At 74.3% G+C, this 22,222-nt stretch carries 22 protein-coding genes; 9 read left to right on the forward strand and 13 right to left on the reverse strand.

Going from position 1 to position 22,222, the window contains the following annotated elements:
- Positions 1-29: 29 nt before the first annotated feature.
- Entirely contained in the window at positions 30-443 is a 414-nt protein-coding gene (locus EDF48_RS11340) for an SIP domain-containing protein (RefSeq protein ID WP_123292793.1), read from the forward strand.
- A 156-nt stretch (positions 444-599) separates the two neighbouring features.
- Positions 600-1,100 carry a DNA starvation/stationary phase protection protein gene (locus EDF48_RS11345; RefSeq protein WP_111084072.1) on the forward strand — a complete coding sequence of 167 codons (501 nt, stop codon included), beginning with the start codon at positions 600-602 and terminating at the stop codon, positions 1,098-1,100.
- Positions 1,101-1,340: 240 nt separating this feature from the next.
- Here EDF48_RS11345 and EDF48_RS11350 read toward each other — a convergent pair whose 3' ends face one another.
- From EDF48_RS11350 to EDF48_RS11370, 5 genes are all read right to left on the reverse strand, one after another.
- On the reverse strand, positions 1,341-2,003 hold the full coding sequence (locus tag EDF48_RS11350; RefSeq protein ID WP_123292794.1) for a response regulator transcription factor: 663 nt from the start codon (positions 2,001-2,003) through the stop codon (positions 1,341-1,343).
- A complete protein-coding gene (locus tag EDF48_RS11355; RefSeq protein WP_131880047.1) occupies positions 2,000-3,217 on the reverse strand; it encodes a histidine kinase in 1,218 nt (405 codons plus the stop codon). The genes EDF48_RS11350 and EDF48_RS11355 overlap by 4 nt, the downstream gene beginning before the upstream one ends.
- On the reverse strand, positions 3,214-3,987 hold the full coding sequence (locus EDF48_RS11360) for a VTT domain-containing protein (RefSeq protein WP_131880049.1): 774 nt from the start codon (positions 3,985-3,987) through the stop codon (positions 3,214-3,216). Before EDF48_RS11360 ends, EDF48_RS11355 begins: the two co-directional genes overlap by 4 nt.
- 93 nt (positions 3,988-4,080) lie before the next feature.
- Positions 4,081-5,676 carry a D-glycero-beta-D-manno-heptose 1-phosphate adenylyltransferase gene (rfaE2, locus tag EDF48_RS11365; protein WP_131880051.1) on the reverse strand — a complete coding sequence of 532 codons (1,596 nt, stop codon included), beginning with the start codon at positions 5,674-5,676 and terminating at the stop codon, positions 4,081-4,083.
- Positions 5,673-7,088, reverse strand: coding sequence for an aldehyde dehydrogenase family protein (locus tag EDF48_RS11370; RefSeq protein ID WP_131880053.1), 1,416 nt, complete (start codon positions 7,086-7,088; stop codon positions 5,673-5,675). The genes rfaE2 and EDF48_RS11370 overlap by 4 nt, the downstream gene beginning before the upstream one ends.
- Positions 7,089-7,233: 145 nt before the next feature.
- On the opposite strand from EDF48_RS11370, the gene EDF48_RS11375 reads away from it, so the two are divergent.
- The gene (locus EDF48_RS11375; protein ID WP_131880055.1) at positions 7,234-8,331 is read left to right on the forward strand and encodes a glycosyltransferase family 9 protein; all 1,098 of its coding nucleotides are present in this window, start codon (positions 7,234-7,236) and stop codon (positions 8,329-8,331) included.
- 514 nt (positions 8,332-8,845) lie between these two features.
- Here EDF48_RS11375 and EDF48_RS11380 read toward each other — a convergent pair.
- The 7 genes from EDF48_RS11380 to EDF48_RS11410 are packed head-to-tail and all read right to left on the reverse strand — an operon-like array spanning position 8,846 to position 15,757.
- Positions 8,846-9,550 carry an SDR family oxidoreductase gene (locus tag EDF48_RS11380; RefSeq protein WP_131880057.1) on the reverse strand — a complete coding sequence of 235 codons (705 nt, stop codon included), beginning with the start codon at positions 9,548-9,550 and terminating at the stop codon, positions 8,846-8,848.
- A gap of 35 nt (positions 9,551-9,585) precedes the next feature.
- The gene (locus EDF48_RS11385) at positions 9,586-10,998 is read right to left on the reverse strand and encodes a PfkB family carbohydrate kinase (protein WP_131880231.1); all 1,413 of its coding nucleotides are present in this window, start codon (positions 10,996-10,998) and stop codon (positions 9,586-9,588) included.
- Between the two features lie 44 nt (positions 10,999-11,042).
- Positions 11,043-11,663 (reverse strand): SIS domain-containing protein, encoded by a 621-nt coding sequence (locus tag EDF48_RS11390; RefSeq protein ID WP_131880059.1) that lies wholly within the window; start codon positions 11,661-11,663, stop codon positions 11,043-11,045.
- Positions 11,660-13,018 (reverse strand): glycosyltransferase, encoded by a 1,359-nt coding sequence (locus EDF48_RS11395; protein ID WP_131880061.1) that lies wholly within the window; start codon positions 13,016-13,018, stop codon positions 11,660-11,662. Before EDF48_RS11395 ends, EDF48_RS11390 begins: the two co-directional genes overlap by 4 nt.
- The gene (locus EDF48_RS11400; protein WP_131880062.1) at positions 13,015-14,064 is read right to left on the reverse strand and encodes a glycosyltransferase; all 1,050 of its coding nucleotides are present in this window, start codon (positions 14,062-14,064) and stop codon (positions 13,015-13,017) included. Before EDF48_RS11400 ends, EDF48_RS11395 begins: the two co-directional genes overlap by 4 nt.
- Before the next feature lie 53 nt (positions 14,065-14,117).
- Positions 14,118-15,194 carry a glycosyltransferase family 9 protein gene (locus tag EDF48_RS11405; protein WP_243648779.1) on the reverse strand — a complete coding sequence of 359 codons (1,077 nt, stop codon included), beginning with the start codon at positions 15,192-15,194 and terminating at the stop codon, positions 14,118-14,120.
- A complete protein-coding gene (locus EDF48_RS11410) occupies positions 15,191-15,757 on the reverse strand; it encodes an HAD family hydrolase (protein WP_131880064.1) in 567 nt (188 codons plus the stop codon). Before EDF48_RS11410 ends, EDF48_RS11405 begins: the two co-directional genes overlap by 4 nt.
- 100 nt (positions 15,758-15,857) lie before the next feature.
- Between EDF48_RS11410 and EDF48_RS11415 the strand changes: the two genes are divergently transcribed.
- The 3 genes from EDF48_RS11415 (at position 15,858) to EDF48_RS11425 (ending at position 18,336) form a co-directional block, all read left to right on the forward strand.
- Positions 15,858-16,850 carry a glycosyltransferase family 9 protein gene (locus tag EDF48_RS11415; RefSeq protein ID WP_131880066.1) on the forward strand — a complete coding sequence of 331 codons (993 nt, stop codon included), beginning with the start codon at positions 15,858-15,860 and terminating at the stop codon, positions 16,848-16,850.
- Between the two features lie 50 nt (positions 16,851-16,900).
- Positions 16,901-17,257: a PRC-barrel domain-containing protein gene (locus tag EDF48_RS11420; RefSeq protein WP_111084060.1), complete on the forward strand. Its 357-nt coding sequence runs from the start codon at positions 16,901-16,903 to the stop codon at positions 17,255-17,257.
- Positions 17,258-17,409: 152 nt separating this feature from the next.
- Entirely contained in the window at positions 17,410-18,336 is a 927-nt protein-coding gene (locus EDF48_RS11425) for an SGNH/GDSL hydrolase family protein (RefSeq protein WP_165932376.1), read from the forward strand.
- On the opposite strand, the gene EDF48_RS11430 is transcribed toward EDF48_RS11425, so the two are convergent.
- Positions 18,284-19,180: a universal stress protein gene (locus EDF48_RS11430; RefSeq protein ID WP_131880070.1), complete on the reverse strand. Its 897-nt coding sequence runs from the start codon at positions 19,178-19,180 to the stop codon at positions 18,284-18,286. The genes EDF48_RS11425 and EDF48_RS11430 overlap by 53 nt on opposite strands.
- 185 nt (positions 19,181-19,365) lie before the next feature.
- Here EDF48_RS11430 and EDF48_RS11435 point away from each other — a divergent pair, with 185 nt between their 5' ends.
- The 3 genes from EDF48_RS11435 (at position 19,366) to EDF48_RS11445 (ending at position 22,041) form a co-directional block, all read left to right on the forward strand.
- The gene (locus tag EDF48_RS11435) at positions 19,366-19,839 is read left to right on the forward strand and encodes an NUDIX domain-containing protein (RefSeq protein ID WP_243648778.1); all 474 of its coding nucleotides are present in this window, start codon (positions 19,366-19,368) and stop codon (positions 19,837-19,839) included.
- Positions 19,840-19,955: 116 nt separating this feature from the next.
- A complete protein-coding gene (locus EDF48_RS11440; RefSeq protein WP_131880072.1) occupies positions 19,956-20,270 on the forward strand; it encodes a hypothetical protein in 315 nt (104 codons plus the stop codon).
- Positions 20,248-22,041: a carboxypeptidase regulatory-like domain-containing protein gene (locus EDF48_RS11445; protein WP_131880074.1), complete on the forward strand. Its 1,794-nt coding sequence runs from the start codon at positions 20,248-20,250 to the stop codon at positions 22,039-22,041. The genes EDF48_RS11440 and EDF48_RS11445 overlap by 23 nt, the downstream gene beginning before the upstream one ends.
- Positions 22,042-22,222 lie beyond the last annotated feature (181 nt).

The following is a 22,222-nucleotide window of genomic DNA, read 5'->3' on the forward strand; positions in this document are numbered from 1 at the left end:
TGAGGTAAGGCTTGCCTTACCGTTGCAGCATGGCACGGACCCGGCGACAGCCCAGCGAACGCATCCTCATCGCCGGCGGCGTCGAGGACCTGCCGGAGATCCGCCGTCAGCTCGAAGACCTGCCGGAGAACGCGTACGGACAGGTCTTCGTCGAGGTCGCCCTCGACGAGCAGATCCGCATCCTGCCCGCGCCGCCCCGCGTGACCGTGACGTGGCTGGTCCGCAGCGCCCGCACCTCGGCGGTGTCGCCGCTCGTCTTCGCCGACCACGGCGAGGCCCTCGCGCACGCCCTGACCGGCTGGGCGGCCGAGTGGTGCGTCGCCGACTGCGAGCCGCGCACGAGCGTCTGGATCGGGTGCACCGACAGCCCCTGGGTCGAGCGGGCGCGTTCCGCCGTCCAGATCGAGCTGAGCGACGCCGGCTTCGACACGCTCGTCGGCTGACCGCTGCCGGCTGGCGGCTGCTCGCCGCCGGTAAGGGCAGCCTCCGCTTCCTTGCGGCATACAAGAGAAGCGGGCATGGTTGTGTCCATCGGCAGCACCGAACTGGTCAGGACAGGCCCAGCGATCCGGTGTAACCACGACGCAGGAGGTTCAGACATGACCACGACCACCACCAGCACCACGACCACCACGTCCCCGTTCTCGACGACGCCGGAGCTCGCCGCCGGAGTGGCACAGTTCCTCGCCCCCGTCGTGATCGACCTCGAGGCACTCGTCGTCAACGGCAAGCAGGCGCACTGGCACGTCCGCGGCCGCAACTTCGTCGGTGTGCACGAGCTCCTCGACGACATCGTCGAGCACGCCCAGGCCTACGCCGACACCGCCGCGGAGCGCATCGTCGCCCTCGGCCTGCCGGTCGACTCGCGCATCGCGACCGTCGCCGCCAACACGACGCTGCCGCCGCTGTCGCAGGGCTTCCAGAACTCCGACGTCACCATCACCGAGGTCATCGCCCAGATCGACGCGGCCCTGCTGCAGGTCCGTCGCGCCGTCGAGGGTCTCGACGAGGTCGACCTCAACAGCCAGGACGTCGTCATCGAGATCGAGCGCGGTCTCACGAAGGACCGCTGGTTCCTGCAGGCGCACCTCGCCGCCTGAGTCGCGACCAACCCCTGACGGGAGGCCCGATGCCAGCTGGCACCGGGCCTCCCGTCTGTCTGTCGTCGCGTCTGCCCACCGCGACCCGCGTCGACCCCGTGCGCGGCTGGGCGACACGCCGCTGACGCGACGCCGAGATTCCACGGACCGACGTTTCGGCGCGCGAGATGTGCAGATTTCGGAACCTCGGGGGACGTGAGCGGCGCGGCGGACGGGGGCCCGGCGGACGGCGGCGGCGCGTCAGGCGGACGGGCGGACCAGACCGGCCTCGTACGCCAGCACCACGGCGTGCACCCGGTCGCGCAACTGCAACTTCGCCAGCACCCGCCCCACGTGGGTCTTGACGGTCTGCTCCGCGATGAACAGGTCGCCCGCGATCTCGCCGTTCGACCGCCCGCGCGCCATGAGCAGGAACACGTCGCGCTCCCGGTCGGTCAGGACGTCGAGCACCTCGGTGCGCGGAGCGGCGGTGACCGGTCCGGCGACGAACGCCTCGACCAGGTGCCGGGTCACGCGCGGCGCGAGCAGCGCCTCGCCCGCGGCCACCGTGCGCACCGCCGCGACGAGCTCGTCGGCGCTCGCGTCCTTGAGCAGGAAGCCGCTGGCCCCGGCCCGCAGGGCGTCGAACACGTAGTCGTCGATGTCGAACGTCGTCAGCATGACCACGCGGACGGGTCGGTCCGTCGGCGCCGCCGTGATCCGTCGGGTCGCCTCGATCCCGTCGAGTTCCGGCATCCGGACGTCCATCAGGATCACGTCCGGCTGCAGCCGGATCGCCGCGACCACCGCCTCGGCACCGTTCGCGGCCTCGCCGACGACCTCGACGTCGTCCTGGGCCTGGAGGATCGCCCGCAGTCCCATGCGGAACATCTGCTGGTCGTCCACCACCATCACCCGCGTCATCGGCTTCCCCCGTCGCCCGCCGGTACGCGGACGGGCAGGGTCACCACGACCGTGAAGCCGCCGTCCGCCACGGGGCCGTGGTCGATCGTGCCGTCGAGCGCCGTCACCCGCTCGCGCATCCCGGCCAGGCCGAAGCCACCGTCGTCGGGCGGTGCGGCCGGCACGGTGCCAGCGGGTGGAGCGGTGTTGGCGACGTCCACCCGGAGACGCGAGCCGTGCCTCCTGACCGTCACGACGGTGGACGCGCCGGGCGCGTGCCGGGCGACGTTGCCGAGCGCCTCCTGCACGACCCGGTAGACGGTGAGCTGTGCGAGCCGGTCGACGTCGTCGGCGACGTCGACGTCGAGCTCCACCGGGATGCCGGCGGCGCGCGTGGCCTGCACGAGCGCGGGCAGGTCGGCGAGGTCCGGCTGCGGTGCGCGCTCGGCGGCGGTGTCCCCGCGCAGGGTGCCGAGCAGCTGGCGCATCTCGCGCAGCGCGGTACGCGAGGTCTCGGCGATCGCGGCGAACTCGGCGCGGGCCTCCTGCGGCAGGTCGGCCACACGGTACGGGGCCGACTCCGCCTGCATGTGCACGACGGACATGCTGTGCGCGACGACGTCGTGCAGCTCGCGGGCGATGCGGGAGCGTTCCTCGACCGTTCGGCGCCGGGCCTGCTCGAGCTCGGCGTCGCGGCGGGCGGCGACGAGCTCCTGGCGGATGCTGCGGCGCTGCCCGATGACGACGGCGGCCGCGGCGACCAGGAGCGTGTCGCCGGCGGACACGACGAAGCTCGTCGCCCACACGGCGGGCTGGTCCCAGCGGCCCGGCGTCACGGCGACGAGCAGCAGGGGGAGCACGGCGGCGACGGCCCACACGATCGCGGTCAGCCGCCAGGTCGAGCGGACCCCGAGCACGACGAGCAGGACGCTCAGGCCGATGATGCCGGTGACCGGGATCGGCCACGGGCTCGTCTCGACCGGGGCGGTGAGCAGGCCGAGCACGACGAGTCCGACGAGGTGGGCGGCGGCGGCGGTGCGGGGGACGAACGGGGCGATGCCGATGCTGACCGCGAGCACCGCCGACACGAGCAGGGAGAGCGGGACCGCGACGGCGTAGTAGACCGAGGTCACCGGGGCGGCGACGCTGAACAGGGACACCACGGCGACCACGAGAGCGATCCGGGTCGCCAGCGGCAGCCAGGTCGGTCGCGGGCGGAGCAGGGCGGTGGTCACGGTCGGACGATCTCTCCGGTGGGGACGATTCGGGGTGTGGCGGACGGGGCGTGCGTGACGGGTGCTGTGCTCGCGGTGGGCACGTCGGTCGCGGGCACGTCGGTCGTGGGGACGTCGGTCGTGGGGACGCCGGTCGTGGGGACGATCGCGGCGGCCGCTCGGGCGGCACGGGTGTCGCGCCTGCGGCTGATGCTACCGATCACCCGGTCGACCGCGATGCCGAGGCCGCCCGCGACCACCATCGACACCAGGGCGGCGACGAGCGGCTCGTGCAGCACCTGCGACGCGGCCAGGGCGATCCCGACCGAGGTCGCGGACCACGCCGTCCCGGCGATCGCGCTGATGGCGAGGAAGCGACGGTAGGGCAGCCGGATCGCGCCGGCGGTCATGTTCACCGCGACCCGGCCGACGGGGATGTACCGGCCGACCAGGATCAGGCTCGCGGACCGGCGCTGCATCTGCCGTTCGGCGAACGCGAACGCCGCGGCGATCCGCGGCCGTCGGGACTGCGCCAGGCGGGCGAGTCCGATCCGACGGCCGATCCAGTACGCCACCGAGTCACCCGCGATCGCACCCACCGCGGCGGCCACCAGGACCCCGGCCAGGACGGGCTGGCCGGACGTCGCGGCGATGGCGGCGACGGCTACGAGCGCGGACTCGCTCGGGACCGGCGGGAAGAAGCCGTCGACGAAGCACAGGGCGACGAGCACGACGTAGACGAGCGGACTCGCGGCCAACTCGACGACGAACGGGGTGATCTGGTCGAACACGGCGACGCTCCCTCCGCCGACGGACCTCGTCGACGGGTTCGACGCTACGGAGCGCCGGGAGCGCTGCCATCCCGCCGGGGTCTCGACGACCCCCTACTGCGGTATGACCTTTCCGTGCGTGGTCCCCTCGGGGTCGGTCGCGGCTGCGGTCGCGGTGGTCGCGGCGGCTGGCACCGCGGACCCGGCCGACGCCGCGGGTGGCTTCGCCGACCCGGCCGATGCGGCCGCGGCTTCGCGGATGCGCCGGACAACGGCCGTCGTGGAGTGCTCGGGGACGTAGTCGACCATGACCACCTCACCGCCGTACCCGCGCACGACCGCCGTCTCGCGGAGCATCTCGGGTGAGTAGTCACCGCCCTTGACGTAGACCTCGGGGCGCAGCCGTTCGATGAGCGGGATCGGGGTGTCGGTCGCGAACACCGTCACCAGGTCGACGCAGGCCAGGGCGGCGATCACCCCGGCGCGGTCCTCGGCAGGGTTGATCGGGCGTTCCGGGCCCTTCAGCCGTCGCACCGAGTCGTCGTCGTTCAGCGCCACGACGAGCAGGTCACCGAGGTCCCGGGCCTGGCGCAGGTACGTCGTGTGCCCACGGTGCACGACGTCGAAGCAGCCGTTCGTGAACACCACGCGCCGACCGGCCTGACGGGCCTGTTCGACGGCGGCCGCGAGTTCGTCGTGGTCGACGACGGTGGCTGCCGGTGCCGACACCGAGTCGAGCAGGGCGGCGGCGCTGCACACCGACGTACCGGCCTCGCGGACGACGACGTCGGCGGCGGCCTGCGCAACGGACACGGCGTCGCGGACGGACGCGTCGACCGCGAGCGCCACCGTCGCGGCGGCGCAGAACGTGTCCCCGGCTCCGGACGCCTGCTGCTCCGAGGCCGGCACCGCACGGGTGCGGAAACCCTCGTCCGTGCTGCGCTCGAGCAGCACGGTGCCGTCGCGGTCGAGCGTGACGACGGCCGCGCGGGCACCGGTCCGGGCGAGGACGTCGGCGCGTGCGCCCAGGACGGCGGCCACCCGGTCGGCGCCGGTCCCGAGGTCGCGTCCGAGCAGTGCTGCGGCCTCGCCGGCGTTCGGCGTGACGAGGTCGGGTCGCAACGACGCCCAGCGGGGCAGGTCGTGCGCGTCGACGACGATCGACCCAGGGCGGTCGCGGTCGAGCACCGGGACGACGTCCTCGGCACGGACGCCGAGTCCGTAGTCGCAGACGACCGCGGCGTCGGCGCAGCGGACGGCTCGGGCGACGGCACGTGCCAGCCGTTCGTTGTGGTCGGCGGTCGGTGTGCCGGCCAGGTCGTCGACCCGCACCACGACCCGGTCGCCACCGACCACGCGGGACTTCGTGGTGGTGCGCGCACCGGCGATCTCGACCAGGAACGCGGTGTCGACGCCCGCGGTCTCGAGCCGTTCGCGCAGGACGTCACCGGCCTCGTCGTCGCCGATGAGTCCGACGATCCGGACGCGGGCGCCGAGCGCGCGGGCGTTCACCGCGGTGTTCGCCGCCCCGCCGGGCACCGCGATGGTCCCGGTGACCCGGACGACCGGTGCCGGTGCCTCGCGTGAGACCCGCTCGGCCTCGCCCACGGTCCACCGGTCGAGGATGCAGTCGCCGATCACGACGACGAGCGGTTCGCGGTCGTCGATCGTGGCGACCAGGTCGCGGACGAGCCGGACGTCGACGCTCATCGTGTGCCGCCGACGGTGCGTGCGGGGGCAGGCTCGAGGTGCACGACCGTGGTGGTGGTCATCTCGTCGAGCAGGTGCGGGCCGTACCCGAAACCCGCTCCCGAGGCTCCTCGTGGCTGGGCACTGCCGCCCGGCGCACCACCGAACACCGCGTTGACCTTGACGGTGCCGACCGGCAGCTCCGCGGCGGCGCGCAGGGCGTGGCCGGTGTCGTTCGTCAGGACGGTGGCGGCCAGGCCGTAGCGGTCGGCGGCGGCGAGCCGGAGCCCCTCGTCGAAGTCGGCCACGACGCGGACCGGCGCGATCGGCCCGAACGTCTCCTCGGTCATCACGAGCATGTCGTCGGTGCACCCGGTGAGCACGGTCGCCGGGTAGAAGGATCCGACGCCGTCCGGGGTGACCCCACCGGTCCGCGCCGAGGCACCGCGCTGCAGGGCGTCGTCGACGTGCGCCTGCACGGTGCTGCGCAGCCGGTCGTCGACCAGCGGACCGTAGGTCGTCGCGGGTGCGGCGGTGCGGCGCTCCGCCTCGGCCACGAGGGCGGCGACGAAGGGCTCGGCGACGTCACGGTGCACGTAGACGCGCTCGACGCTGGTGCAGATCTGCCCGGTGTTGGCGAACGCGCCGAGCGCCACCTGGGCGGCCGCCCACGCCGGGTCGACGTCGGCATCGACGACGACCGCGTCGTTCCCGCCGTTCTCACGGACCACGTGGGCTCGGGTCGCGACGGCGACCTCGGACAGCCGGTCACCGGTCGCGGTGGACCCGACGTGCGCGTACGCGTCGATGCCCTCCTGGGCGAGCAACAGCTCGCCGGTGGACCCGTCCCCGTCCACGCCGACGAGCACGCCGTCGGGCAGGACCTCGGCGAGCAGTGCGTTCAGGCGTGCGATGGTGGCGGGGGACCGCTCGCTGCCCTTGTGCACCACGGTGTTGCCGGTGACGATCGCGGCACCGAGGATCCCGCAGGCCACGGCGACCGGGTCGTTCCACGGCGTCAGCGCGAGGACGACCCCGCGGGAGTGTGGGACGGCCCAATCGGCGGCCCCGAACTGCCCGCGCAGCGCCTCGCCGCGGTGCACCGGTCCGAGCTCGGCGTACTGCACGAGCGTTCCGACGCCGGCCTCGACCCCACCGAGTGCGTCACCCGGCACCTTGCCGGTCTCGCGGGTGTTCAGGTCGGCGAGCTCCTGGGCGTGCGCGCGCACGTGCTCGGCCGCCGCGTGGAGAAGCGCCCCGCGCTCGGCCGGGGCGGTGCGCGCCCAGGCGCCGGTAGAGGCCCGGGCGCGGGCGACCGCATCGCGGACCTCGGCTTCGGAGGCACGGGGCACGGTCGACGCGACCGTCCCGTCGACGGGGTCGGTCACCACCAGGTCCGTGGCGGCGTCGGCAGCAGCGGGTGCGATCGTCATGGTGTCCTTCCGGAGGGCGGGCGGGGGTCAGACGGTGCTCGGACACCGCTGTGTGCCGACTCGACTCCGCGCTTCGTGTCCATCGGTGGCCGTCCGCCGCCCGGTGCTGGACGTCCCTCAGGCACCCGACCGGTAGACGAGAGACGTGCAGCAGATCGGTGTGGGCGGAGAACGGTTCGACGGCGTGACCGAGATCGCGGTGCTCCGCGGCGGGGGCCTCGGCGACCTGATGTTCGCCGTGCCCGCCCTCGAAGCCCTCGCCGCGGCCTACCCAGACGCGCGCACCACCCTCCTCGGCACGCCCGCCGCGGCAGCCGTCCTGGGCGGTCGGACCGACGCCGTGCACGCCTTCGAGGAACTCCCGGTCGCGCCGGGTGTCCGCGACGCCGGCGACGACGCTCCTGATGCCGAGGACTTCTTCGCGCGGCTGTCCGGCCGGTTCGACCTCGCGGTGCAGCTGCACGGTGGGGGTCGCAACTCGAACCCGTTCCTGCTCCGGCTCGGCGCCCGGCACACCGTCGGCACCGCGACCGAGGACGCCGAGGTCCTCGAGCGCTGGGTGCGCTACGTGTACTACCAGCACGAGGTCCTGCGTGCCCTCGAGGTCGTGTCGCTCGCGGGGGCCGCCCCCGTCACGCTCGATCCGCGGGTGCACGTGTCCGACGACGAGCGGGCGGCGGTCCGCGAGCGGCTCGGGGTCGCCGGGGACGGCACCCGGCTCCTGGCGATCCACCCCGGAGCGACCGACCCGCGCCGGCGCTGGAGCCCCTCGCGCTTCGCCGAGGTCGCCCGTGTCCGGCTCGCCGCCGGGGACGACGTGGTGCTCGTCGGCGATGCGTCCGACGTGCAGGCGTCGACCGCCATCGTCGACGCGCTGCCCGCCGACCTCGCCGGACGCGTGCACGACCTGACCGCCGCCGTGCCGCTCCGCGAGCTCCCCGCCGTGCTCGCCGCCGCCGACGTCATGGTCGGCGACGACTCCGGCCCGCGGCACCTGGCGGTCGCCGTCGGGACCCCCACGGTCGGCGTGTTCTGGTTCGGCAACGTCGTCAACGCCGGGCCCTTCGACCGCGGGCGCCACCGCGTGCACCTGTCCTTCGTCACGCGCTGCCCGGTCTGCGGGATCGACGTCACGCAGGTGGGGTGGACGGCCGAGCGCTGCGCGCACGACCCGTCCTACGTCGACGAGATCGACCCGCAACTGGTCCTCGACGACGTCGCCGACCTGCTCCGCACCGTCTGACCGCGGCACCGTCTGACCGCACCGTGCGCACGTCCCCACCCCGTGCGCGGTTGACCGCTGCGTGCTGCGCTGCAAGCGCGCACCACGCCGTCAACCCCGCACCAGGCAACGCAAGCCGCACCGTGCGCAGGTCCCCACCCTGTGCGCGGTTGACCGCTGCGTGCGGCGCTGCAAGCGCGCACCACGTCGTCAACCCCGCACCAGACGACGCAAGCCGCACCGCGCAGGCAACGTGACAAGACCGACGGACGGGAGGCCCGGCGCATGACCGGCACCGCGCCTCCCGTCCGCACCGTGCGCACGTCCCCACCCCGTGCGCCGTTGACCGCTGAGTGCGGCGCCACAGGCGCGCACCACGCCGTCAACCCCGCACCAGTTGGCGCACGCCGCACCGCGCAGGCAACGTGACAAGACCGACGGACGGGAAGCCCGGCGCACGACCGGCACCGCGCCTCCCGGCCGCACCGTGGCGACGACCAACGCGCCTGGCAGCGGCGCGGCGCGCAGCGAGCGCCTACGGCCAGCTCGGCTCCGTCGCGGGCATGATCGACAGCTCCCGGATCTCGCAGCCGGCCGGCTGCGACAACGCGAAGAGGATCGCGTTCGCGACGTACTCGGGCTCGATGAGCTGCGCGTCCGGACCCGGTTTGTACTGCTCGGTGCGGTCGGCGAAGAAGTTCGTGCGCATGCCGGCCGGGATCACGTTGGTGACACCGATGCGGCCGGCGGTCTCGGCGGCCAGGGCCTGCGAGAAACCGCGGACGCCGAACTTCGACGCCGAGTACGCGGTGCCGTCGCCGACGCCGCGCAGGGCGAGCGACGACGAGATCGTGACCACACGTCCGTGCGCTGCCTCGAGGGCGGGCAGTGCGGCGCGGACGACCGAGGCGGTGCCGATGAGGTTGACCGCGACGATCTTCTCCCAGTTGCCGGACGAGATCGCGTCGATCGGTGCCGGGGTGTCGATCCCCGCGGCGGTCACGACCGCGTCGAGTCCGTCGTGACGGTCGGCCGCCTGGCGGACCGCCTGCTCGACCGCGTCGGTGTCCGACACGTCGACGGCCACGGCGTCGATGCCCTCGGACACCGCGTCGACGCGCAGGTCGAGGACGATCGGGGTGCCGCCGGCCTCGACGACCGCGGCGACGACCGCCGCGCCGAGTCCGGAGGCGCCGCCGGTGACGAGGACGCGGCCGATGGGGGTGGTGGGGACGGGCATGGACTTCCTTCCGTAGGGGCGTGGGTCCGTCGGGTTCAGCCGACGTGTTCGAGGGCTGCAGCCAGGCGGGTCGTCGAGCGGCCGGGGTGGAACGGGACGGTGACGACTCGTCCGCCCCACTCGGCGAGGGTTGCGGCCTCGGGCAGCTCGCTCGCGGTGTAGTCGCCGCCCTTCGCCCAGACGTCCGGGCGGAACCGGCGGAGTGCCTCGTCGGGGGTGTGCTCGTCGAACACCACGACGGCGTCGACGCAGTCCAGGGCGAGCAGCAGTTCGACGCGGTCGTCCTGGGTCATGATCGGCCGTTCCGGACCCTTGAGCGCGCGGACCGAACTGTCCGAGTTGAGGCACACGACCAGGCAGTCGCCGAGTGCCCGCGCGGCCGACAGGGTGCGGGCGTGCCCGGCGTGCAGCAGGTCGAAGCAGCCGCCGGTCGCGACGACGGTGCCGCCGGCGCTCCGGACCTCGTGCACGGTGCGCAGCGCGTCGCGGTCGGCGCCCGGTACCCGCAGCGGCGCAGGGCCGTCGTCGGCGAAGAGCGCGGTGACGCCGCCGGCGGCCAGGTACTCGGAGGCCGCGACCACGCCGGCGGCGACGGCTCCAGGGACGTCCGCTCCACCGGCCAGTGCCACGGCGACACCGGCCGCCAACCGGTCCCCGGCGCCGCACGGGTCGCCGGCGGTGACGGAGGGTGCCGGCACGAAGCGGCTGTCCGAACGGTCGTCAGCGAGGAGTGCTCCGCGGTCGCCGAGCGTCACCGCGACGGCACCGACACCCCACTGCTCGACGAGGGCCGCCGCGGCCACGGTCGCGAAGGGCACGGTGGCGAAGGGCACGGTGGCGAAGGGCACGGTGGCGACGGGCACGCCGTGGCCCTCGACGTCGGTGAACCGGCGGGCCTCGGCGGCGTTCGGGGTGGCCACGGTGATGCCGGGCACGGGTGCGGCGCCCTTCGGGTGCGGGTCCCAGACCACGGGGGTGTGCTCGGCGACGCGTGCGAGGGCCTCCCGCAGCGCCGGAGCGGCGGCGACCCCGCGGCCGTAGTCGGCGACGACGATCGCGTCGGCGTCGTCGAGGGCGGCCGTCATGGCGTCGGTGGCCTCGGGCACGGGCGGGGTCGCACAGCCCTCGTCGATGCGGACCAGCGCGTGGTCGACGACGCGCACGCGGGTCTTCACCGGCGTCGGGGCGCCGGAGGGCCCGGCGACCACGGTGACGTCGGGGAGCAGGTCGCGGAGCTCCTGCGCACGACTGTCGTCGCCCAGGACGGTGACCAGGGTGACGTCGTGTCCGTCGCGCACCAGCATCGTGGCGACGAGTCCGGCACCCCCGGCGCGGCGGTCGTCGGTCGTGACGTCGACGACGGGCACGGGTGCGTCCGGGCTGAGCCGATCGCTGGTGCCGGCCACGTCGACGTCGAGCAACGTGTCGCCGACGACGACGATCCGCAGGCGACGACGATCCGCAGGGTGCTGCGCGGCCGGTCGCTGCGGCGTCATCGCCGGACCCCGCGGCGCAGAGCGGGCTCCATCGCCCGGCACAGGGCGTGCACGAGCACGAGCTGCGCCTCCTGCACGTTGGCGGACTGCCCAGCGATGCAGATCGCGTCGTCCACGGCCTCGGCCAGGGGGTTCGGCCGGGGCCCGGTCATGGCGATCGTCCGGGCGCCGACGGCACGGGCGGCCTCCGCGGCGCGGAGCAGGTTCGGGCTCCTGCCGCTCGTCGACAGCAGCACGACGACGTCACCCGCCCGTGCGTGCGCCGACACCTGTCGGGCGAAGACCTCGTCGAAGCCGTAGTCGTTGCCGATCGCCGTGACGGCCGAGGTCTCCGCGTGCAGCGAGATCGCGGAGTAGGCGGGGCGGTCGCCGTCGAAGCGTCCGGTCAGCTCCGAGGTCAGGTGCTGCGCCTCGGCGGCCGACCCGCCGTTGCCCGCAGCGAGCAGGCGCCGACCTGCGACGAGTCGGGCCGCGATGTCGTCGGCCCAGGCGGCGATGTGGTCGTGGTGGTCGACGAGCGAGGCGATCACGGGGACCGAGGCGGCGACGTGGTCGAGCACGATGCGCGCACTCGCGGTGGTGTGCTCGTCGATGCCGGGCTGCTGGTCGATGGTCATCGGGCGGTCCTCTCGGTCTGCTGTGCGGCACGCGGGACCCGTCCGGCGTGGGTGGCGGCGCGCTGCGGTGCGCCCGCCGTGGCGGCGCGCTGCGGTGTGCCCGCCGTGGTGGTCGGCGCGGCCACGGCGACGGCACCGGCCAGCAGCCGCTCGTACACGCGCTCGCTGTCCGCGGCCACCTTCTGCCACGTGTACCGCGACTCCGCGCGTGCACGGCCGGCCCGGCCGAGGGATCCGCGGCGGTCCGGGTCGTCGAGCAGGGCGCCGACGGCAGCGGCGACCTCGGCCTCGTCGCGCGGCGGGACGTGCAGGCCCGTGCCGTCCTCGACGACGGTGTCGATGAGCCCACCGACACTCGACGCGACGACGGGTCGACCGCAGGCCATCGCCTCGAGCGGGACGATGCCGAACGGCTCGTACCAGGGTGCGCAGACCACGACGTCGGCGCTCCGGTACACGGCGGGCATCTCGTGCTGCGCCAGCTGTCCGCGGAAGGTCACGTGGTCACGGACCCCGAGCGACCGGGCGAGGGCGTCGAGCCGCTGGTACTCGGGGTCGTCCACCAGGTCGGCCCCGGCGACACCGGCACCGCCGACGACCACGAGTTCGACGTCGCGCCCCTCGGCGACCAGGGCGGCGAGTGCGGCGATGGTCGTGCCGACGCCCTTGCGCCGGACCAGCCGCGACACGGTGAGCACCCGCTGCGGACGGCCGCGCTCCTCGACGGGTCCGTCGGGGCGGAACAGCGCCACGTCGACGCCGCACGGCACGACGGAGATGCGCTGCAGGGGGACGCCGAGGGCCTTGAGCTCGAAGGCCTCGTCGGAGCACGTCGCGACGACCTGGTCGGCGCTCCGTCCGACGGCCGGTTCGAGCCACTCGCGCTCGGCGGGACTCGTGTCGGCCGAGCCCTGGTGCCGACGCTTCACGACGCCGAGCGCGTGGAAGGTCTGCGCGACGGCGATGCGGGTGCCGCCGGTCCGGGCCTGCACCTGCGCGACGGCGTCGAGTGCCGCGTGCCCGGACATCCAGAAGTGGGCGTGCACGACGTCGGGCCGGTCCACGAACCACTCCGCGGCGAGCACCGACGCGAACGTCCCCATGAAGGGGAACAGCTCGTCCTTCGGCACGTGCCGCGCCGGACCGGCGTCGACGTGCACGACGTCGACCCCGGGTCGCAGCGGCACCCGGACCGGCGCGGATGCGTCGTCACGCCGGGTGTAGACGGTCACCTGGTGCCCGCGGTCCGCGAGCGCCCCGGACAGTTCGGCCACGTGGACGTTCTGTCCACCGGCGTCGACGCCGCCGAGCACGGCGAGCGGGCTCGCGTGCTCCGACACCATCGCGATCTTCATCGAAGGCTCCCCTCGAACGTGGCCGAAGTCGTGGCCGAAGTCGCGGCCGAAGTCGTGGCCGAAGTCGCGGCCGAGGCCACCCGGTCGCGCCGGGCACCGCGGGTCACGGCGTCGTCGAGCAGGTCGTCCCAGTCGGCGGTGAAGCGGCCGAGCGCGTGTCGTGCGAGCACGGCCTCCCGCGCCACGGCACCCCGTCGGCGCGCCTCGTCGGGGTCCTCGACGAGGATCCGGGAGGCCCGCACCAGCTCCTCGACGTCCGTCGCGATCGCGCCGGCCTCGCCCGGCACCGTGCGGGCCGCGTCCGTCGTCGCGAGCACCAGGACCGGCATCGCCAGGTGCATCGCCTCGAGGAGGGACAGGCCCAGCGAGGTCCACCGGTTCGGGTGGACGTACGCACGGCGTTCGGCGAGGGCCGCGTGCATCGGGTCGGAGGGCACGTCACCGCGGGCGACCACGGCGTCGCCGAAGCCGAGCTCCGGCAGCCGTTCGGTGCCCATGCCCCAGACGTCGACGGGTGCCACGGCCGCGAAGCGGGGGAGCAGGTCGGTGCCGACGACGCGATCCCGACGCACGGGCTCGTTGATGACGACGCCGAGGCGGTCGAGCGAGCCGGTGTAGCGCGGGCCGGGGTCGACGACGCCGTGTTCGACGACCGTGGTGCGCGTGGTGCCGCAGTCCCACATCAGCGCGTTCCAGTGCGTGACGTGCGCGATGGTCAGGTCGTCGCGGTCGCGGAACGGGTGCAGGCTGTTCGGCACGTCGACGCGGGGCGCGTTGTGCTCGACGAAGACGATCGGCACGTCGCGACCGGCCAGCAGGCGCTTCGCCGCGTCGAGTTCCTCGGTGCGTTGCAGGACGACCACGTCGACCTCGGCGTCGGCGACGTCGGCGGGGTCGATCTCGATCGCCGACGCCGGCCAGGCGCGCCCGCCACGACCGAGGCCCCAGGCGTCGCGCGCCGGCGTGGTGGGGATCAGGTACTCGTGCGGGCCGCGGACGAACGCGTCCATCCAGCCGCCGTGCACGTGCCAGACGAGGATGCGCATGCGGGGCCTTTCGGTCGGTCGGGCACGAGGAGAAGGGGGAGCAGTGGCGGACGCTACGCAGCACCTTCTGGCGCGCTCCGCAGACTTCTCGGTTCCATCCGCGAAGCGCGGTCGAGCAGTCGTCGGTGGGCCGCGAGCACGTCCTCGATGCGCACCGTGGACAGGCACGGGTGGCCGGGGACGGGGCACTCGCGGGCACGGCTGAGCCGGCAAGGAGCCGCCTGGTCCCCGAGCAGTTCGACCAGCGGTGCGTACGGCGCCCACCGGACGGCGGGGACGACGGGCGAGAAGAGGCTGACGATCGGTGCGCCGACCGCCGCGGCGAGGTGCGCCGGCCCGGTGTTGCCGACGACGACGACCTCGGCACCGGCCAGGACCGCGGCGAGCTCGGCGGGCGTGGTCCGACCGCCGAGGTCGATGCCGGTGGCGCCGGCGACGGCCGCGGTCAGGTCGCGTTCACCGGGGGAGCCAGTGACGACGACGGGCACGCCACGCTCGGCGTACGCGGCGACGAGCTCCCGGTGGTGCGACGCCGGCCACGACCGGGCGGGGACGCTGGCGCCGGGGTGCACGACCACGTACCGTCCCAGCCCGGCCACGGACCGGGGTGCAACGGCGTCGTGACGCACCACGAGCCTCCCGTCGTCCCCCGGCGGCAGCCGGAACCCGGCCGCGTCGGCGATCCGCAGCGCACGCTCGGGCTCGGGGACGTCCTCGGGCAGGTCCTCGCCGGGTCGCAGGCGGACGTCGAGGAGCGACCCCGGGTGGTCGACCGAGGCCCCGGAGACGCGGGGGACACCGGCGAGGCGCAGGAGCAGTGCCAGGGGCAGCGGCGACTGGTGGAACGAGGTGAGGACGACCGCTTCGTCGGGTCGCTCCTCGGTGACGAGCGCGCGGAACTCGGCGAGCACGGCGTCGTCGATCGGCCGCGCCGTCTCGGTGACCCAGGGCGCTGCCCACACCCGGACGCGGTCCACACCGGGCAGCAGGTCGGCGGCCGGGGCGCCCTGCGGTCCGCACAGCATCGTGACGTGCGAGGCACCGGCGGCGACGGCGCGGACGGCGGGGCCGGCGACGAGGACGTCACCGAACGAGTCGAGGCGCGCCACGAGGACGCGGGGACGGCTCACGTGCGGTCCGTCTCGACGGTCGACGGTCCGGCCGCGGCGATCACCAGGTCGACGGCCTCGGCGAGGGTCGCCGCGACGGTCTCGGCGTCGTCGACCTCCTCGGGTCGCGTGCGCGGGGTCGGCACGAGCACGCCCTGCGCTCCCGCGGCCCGCGCCGCCTGCACGTCGGCACCGATGTCGCCGACCAGCACGAGCGCGTCCGGCGGGACCCCGAGTCGCTCGGCGGCATCGAGGACCATCCCCGGCCGCGGCTTCCGGCAGGCGCAGTCGTCGCCGGCGTCGTGCGGGCAGACGCACCAGACGTCGAACGGCCCGACGAGCGCGTCCACGCGGGCGTTCGTCGCGTCGACCTGCTCGCGCGTCGCGAGGCCCTTCGCGATCACGGACTGGTTGGTGACCACGCCGAGCAGCAGCCCGGCTGCACGAGCCCGCTCCACGGCGCGACGGGCACCGGGGACGGGCACCACCAGGCGCGGGTCGGCGTTGTACGGGAAGTCCACGACGAGGGTGTCGTCGCGGTCGAAGAGCAGGCCGCTGATCGCGCGGTCCGGAGCGAGGGGCATGGCACCGGAGTACCGGTCGGCGGCCGCGTGCCGGTTCAGGACAGCCGGGGAACGCGCCCGCTGCCGACGCCACCAGCGGGCACCGCCTACCGTCGCGCCCGTGACCGCACTCGAGACCCTGCCCGCCGCCGACGGACGCCCGGAGCTCGTCGTCCTCCGCGCCATCAAGCTCGGCGACCTCCTGGTCGCCGTCCCCGCGCTCCGCGCCCTGCGACGGGCCTTCCCCGACCACCGCATCACCCTCGCGACGACCAAGTGGCTGGCACCCGTCGTCGAGCTCGTCCCCGCCGTGGACGTCCACCTGGCGCAGCACGGCCTCGACCACCCGATCAACGTCCCCGCCGGCACGGTCGACGTCGCGGTGAACCTGCACGGCGCCGGCCCCGAGTCGTCCGACCTGATCGCCGCCCTGCAGCCCCGTCGGGTCATCGGGCACGCCGACCCGACCCACGGCTACGACGGTCCCGAGTGGCCGACGGACGTGCACGAACGCGACCGCTGGGCAGACCTGCTCACCTGGCACGGCGTCCCCGCCGACGCCGACGACGTGGCCGTCGACCGCCCGGCGGCACCGCCCGTGGTCGCCGACGCCGCGGTCGTCCACGTCGGTGCCTTCCACGGGGCGCGGCACTGGCCCACGGACCGCTTCGCCGACGTGGTGCGCGGGCTGCGGGAGCGCGGTGCCGACGTGGTCCTGACGGGAGGCGCGGACGACGTCGCCCGTGCACGTGCCGTCGCGGACGCAGCCGGCCTGGCGCCGGGGGCGGTCCTGGCCGGCTCCCTGGAGCTGCAGGAGTTCGCGGGCGTCATCGCCGCGGCGCGGCTCGTCGTCACCGTCGACACCGGTGCGGCGCACCTCGCGACCGCCTACGGCGTGCCGTCGGTGGTGCTCTTCGGACCGGCGCCGCCGGAGGCCTGGGGACCGCCCGCATCGGGTCCGCACATCGTCCTCACCGATGCCTCGGTCCGGCGCGGCGACGTCTTCGCCGAGGACCCCGACCCGGCGATCCTGGCGGTCGGCGCGGCCGACGTGCTCGCCGCGGTGGACCGGCTCGACGTGCTCGGGGTGACCGCACAGGCGACCGACCGGTAGCGTCGACCGAGAGCCACCCGGACCCACCGGGCACTCGGAAGGAGTCCTTCGTGTTCGAAGCCGCCAACATCCGTGACTGGATCGGCCTGCCGGTCGTCGACGAGGCCGAGGACAAGGTCGGGACGCTCGAGAGCATCTACTACGACACCGCCACGTCCGAGCCGGCGTTCGGTGCGCTCACGACCGGGATGGTCGGCTTCCAGAAGCTCGTGTTCGTCCCCCTCGTCGGGGCGACCGTCGCACCGAAGCACCTGCGCGTGACCTTCCCGAAGAAGCTCGTGAAGGACGCGCCCTCCATCGCGACCGACGGTGAACTCGACGCCGCGACCGAGCCCGAGCTGTTCCAGCACTACGGCCTCGAGTACCGCACGGGCAGCGGCGGCGAGCGTCGTCTCGGACGCCGCTGAGGCCGGGACTGCTCCGGATCGCCCGCCGACCACTGCGCACTGCCCTGGCGGTGGTCGGCGCCGTCTGTCTCGTGGCGGCGGGCCTCGGCGGGTCCGTCGGCGCGCCGCCGGCCTCCGCGGCGCCGATGTGGCCGGTGCCCGAGCCGTACCCCGTGACCGCCGACCCCACCGAGACGCTCGACGCGATCCCGCCGGGCAGTGAGTACGTGGCGCTCGGCGACTCCTACTCGGCCGGGTACGGCCTGAGGGACCGCACCGGGCTGCCCACGAACGCCTGCGTGCAGTCGGCGCGCGACTACCCGCACCGGCTCGCGGCGCAGTTCGGGCTCACCCTGACCGACGTCACGTGCGCCGGCGCGACGAGCGACGACGTCACCACGGGCCACCAGTTCAAGGGCGTCCCGCCGCAGATCGAGTCGTTGTCCGACCGCACCCGACTGGTGACCCTGACGATCGGCGGCAACGACGCCGACCTGTTCGGCACGGCGGCCTCGTGCCTGGCGATCTCCGCGAACGGCCCGGTGTTCTCTGGCCGCGACGCCCCGTCGTGCGAGAGCACCCTCGTGCAGGACGGCGTCGACCAGCTCGCCGTGAAGATCCAGTCGCGCGTGGCACTCGGCATCGCCGACACACTCGGCGCGGTGCAGCGGGCCGCCCCGAACGCCGTCGTCGTGTTCCTCGGGTACCCGGCGATCTTCCCGGACGCCGAGGACACCCCCGCGAAGGGCTGCTTCCGGTCGGCACTCGACCTCGGCACCCTGGCGGGCTCGTTCCCGTCGGACACCTACCCCTTCACGGACACCGACGTCGAGTACCTGCACGGTGTCCAGGACGAGCTCAACGAGGTCTCCCGGTCCGCTGCCGCCGCCGCCGGGGTGCGGTTCGTCGACGTCTTCGCGAGCACGCAGGACCACTCGCCGTGCGCCGCGTCGAAGCGCTACGTGGCCGGTGTGACCCTCACTGGTTCCGGCGACCTGCGGAAGATCGACCTGAAGGCCGGCGCCCTGCACCCGAACGAGCGCGGCGTCACGTACCTGACCGCGCGGATGGCCGCCGCGATCCGCGCCCTCGCCGGCTGATCCCACCGGCGGTCTCGGTCGCCGTGGCCGCTCGGCTGTCCGGGTGCGCCGCCGGCGGGACCACGCAGACCGGGGCGGCGGTCTCGCGCACGACGTCGTGGAGCAACGAGCCCGAGAGCGCGCGCACGTGCCCGCGACCGAGCACCACCAGCGACGCCCGGCGGGTGTGCGAGGCGATCGCGTGACCCGGGTGGCCCTCGACCAGCAGCGGACGGAGGCGGAGTGACGGGTACCGTGCGGCCAGCACGGACGTCACCCGCTGCAGCAGTTCGGCGTTGCTCGTACGCCACCGGAGCGGGTCCTCGGCGAAGTCGGTCAGCCCGGTCCGGGTGAGCACGGGCATCTCCCACGCGCGCAGCAGCGTCAGCCGTCGGTTCCGCCGGACGGCCTCGTCGACGGCGATCGACACCGCACGTTCGTCGATCGGGTCCTCCACCGCGAGCACCACGTCACCGTCGATCGGGTGCGGACCCTCCGGCACGACCACGGTCGGGACGGCAGCACGCTCGGCGACCCGCGCCGGGTCACCGCCGGCCGTCGATCCGCGCCGGTGGCGGAAGCTCCCGATCACGAGCAGGTCGCCGCCGTCCGACTCCTCGACCAGGGCTGCGGCGAACGGGCCCGCGTGCCGGTGCACCTCGACCGCCACACCGGGCAGAGCGGTCCGCGCGGCCTCGGCGAGCTGGTCGGCGACCGGCGTCCGGCCCTCCAGCGCGTGGTCGGCGCCGATGATCCGCAGCCGCTCGACACCGGCGTCGGCGCGGGCCACGATCCACCGCAGGGCCTCGTCGTGGGGCATCGCCGCATCGGCGGCCAACGTCACCGTCGTCCATCGCTCGTCCATCCCGATCGGCCTCCTCCGTCGCAGGCTTCGGGGGCGTCACCTGGCGCTCCGTGCGCCACACGGTACTCCGGTCGGGGGCGGTGGAACCGACCGTGCGCAGCGGTGGAACCGGCCGTGCGCGGTGGTGACCGCGAGCGGCGGACGTGAGCCGGGCCTCCCGTCCGACGCCGCGTAGTCTCGCAGGCGTGGTGGTGAGCGCCGGACTGTTGCTGCACCGGACCGGTCCGGCCGGGCCGGAGGTCTTCGTCGCGCACATGGGCGGGCCGTTCTGGCGGAGCCGGCCACGTGCCTGGTCGGTCCCGAAGGGACTCGTCGAACCCGGCGAGGACCCGCTCGAGACGGCCCTGCGTGAGTTCGGTGAGGAGATCGGGGTCCCCGCACCCGTGGCCGCCGACGACGTCACGGACCTGGGCGAGTTCCGGCAGGCCTCGGGCAAGCGCGTCCGGGTGTTCGCCGCCCCGGCCCCGGCGTTCGAGGTCGTCGTCGTGCGGAGCAACACCGTCCGGCTCGAGCTGCCACGCGGTTCAGGACGGTTCGTCGACGTGCCGGAGGTCGACGACGCCCGGTGGGTGCCGGTCGCCGAGGCGCGGGAGCTGCTCGTCGCGGGCCAGGTCGCCGCGGTGGATGCACTGCTCGATGGGCCGGATGCGGCCCGGTGAGCGCATCGCCCGTTGCGGGTGAGTCACGATGTGGTGACGGTGCGGACAGGGTCACGGGGGCGTGGATAACCTGACCGGGTGTCGGGTGGGCCGGCGCGACCACCAGGGGAGTACACATGCGGCGCTGGCGCACGGTCACAGCAGGGTTCACCGCCCTCGCGCTCGGAGCAGGACTCGCGATCGGCGGCGCGACGAGCGCCTCGGCGGAGCCCGCGGGCAACTGGGGCACGTTCACCCTGAGCGGGGCGTCGAAGGCGTACACGGGCACGATGACGTTGCCCGGGTTCCCCGCCACGACGTTCACCTCGAACTCGCGGCAGTCGACCGTGATCAGCAGGGGCGTCGACGTGGCAGTCCGCGGGGACGCCGGTCGGTGGGGTCTACGGCACGAGTCGTGCGCAGACGTACATGAACCAGCGGCCCCAGGCTGATCGTCCCAACGGGGACTCGGCCTCGACCACCACCTACACGTTCGACGGCGCGACGCCCGGCGCGCAGAGCTGGTCGTTCGTCCTCGGGGACATCGACGCCGACCAGGCGACGATCTCCGCCACGGTGGCCGGCGGTGGTGCCGCGACCGCCGAGCAGCTCGGGTACCAGGGCTCCTACAACTCGTGCTCGGCTGCTCCGACGGCCGGCGGCTGGTCGTGCACCCCCGACCCCGACGGCACCACCGGCAAGGACCAGCCGACCTGGGACGCCGCCACGCGTACGCTGACCGGCAACGCCGCCGCGTCGGACACCGCGGGCGCCTCGGCCTGGTTCACGCCGACCGCGTCGCTGACGAGCCTGACCATCACGTACCAGCAGCGCAGCGGGTTCCCGGTGTACCAGACCTGGTTCGCCAACCGCACCGCGGCGATCAGCGGCACCGCGACCCTCGACGGCACGCCGATCCCGGGAGCCACCGTCACCGTGACCGCACCCCGCGGCACCGTCTACACGACGACCACCGACGCCGACGGCAACTACGTGTTCCCGCAGTTGCCGGTGATCGCGAACTACCGCGTCGAGATCACCCCGCCCGCTGGTGCTGACGGTGACGCCACGGTGACGGGTGTCTCGCTCGCCGTCGCCGGCACACCAGGTGGCGTCGACAAGACCGCCGACTTCGCGTTCACGTCGCCGGACGACACGACGTCCGTCATCGGGACGGTGACCGACGACGACGGCAACCCGGTCTCGAACGTCCCGGTCGTCATCACCGACCCGGACACCGGCGACACGCTGGTCGACACCACGACGAACAGCGACGGCGTCTACACCGGTTCCGACCTGCCCGCCGGCACCGAGCTGGACGTCTCCGTCGCCGACGAGCCGCCCGTGTCGATCACCACCGGTGACGCCGATGCAGCACCGGTCGAGCCGGAGCCGATCGTCGCCCCGCCCGCCGTGATCGCGACGATCACCGGCGTCGTCTCCCTCGACGGGACGCCCGTGCCCGCCGGCGTGGTCGTCGAGCTCCTCGACGAGAGCGGCGCCGTCGTCGGATCGGACACCACCGACGCCGACGGCCGCTACACGTTCGCCACGTCCGCCGGTACCTACACGGCCCGCACGGTGGTCCCCGCTGCGGGTGCCACCGGTGACACCGCGAACACCGGCATCGCCGCGGTCGCGGGCACCAGCGTCACGTCGGACCTGCCGTTCACGTCCGCCGCCGCGCCCGAGGTCATCACGACCGACCAGCCCGGCACCGTGGTCGACACGAACGGCGACCCGGTCGCCGGCGTGGACGTCGTCGCGACGCCGACCGACCCGGAAGCCGGCCCGCCGGTGACCGTGGCCACCGACTCCGACGGCGCGTTCGACCTGGTCGACCTGCAGCCGACGACCGAGTACACGATCACGGTCGACGTCGACGGCGCCACCCCGGTGACCGTCGTCACGCCCGAGGACGGCGCTGCGACCCCGCTCGCCTTCGTGGTCGAGGCCGCGGTGACCCCGGTTCCGTCGCCGTCGCCCAGTGCACCGACGCCGAGCAACTCGCCGACCGCGGTGCCGACCGTGCCGGCTGCCGGAGGATCGGGCAACGCGCCGGCCGCTGGTTCGGGTGACGTCGGTGACGGCGGGCCGCTGGCCTACACCGGTGCGGACCTGAAGCCCGGGCTCATCGCGGCCGGGGTGCTCGTGCTGCTCGGTGCGGCGCTGCTGACCTACCGCGCGGTGCGCAACCGTCGCCGGAGCCACCTGCAGGACTGATCGGTCACGACGAGGGGCGGGCCCGGCGCGATGCCGGCCCGCCCTTCGTCGTTGGTGCACGACCCGAGGCCCCGCCGTCGCCCGCGACACGCCGCCGCCCCACCCCCGAGGTTCCGAAATCTGCCCATCTCGGCGTCCCGAACGGCAGTTCGTGGAACCTCAGCGCAACGCGAACGGCAGT

The organism is Curtobacterium sp. PhB191 (assembly GCF_004346515.1).
Taxonomy (GTDB): domain Bacteria; phylum Actinomycetota; class Actinomycetes; order Actinomycetales; family Microbacteriaceae; genus Curtobacterium.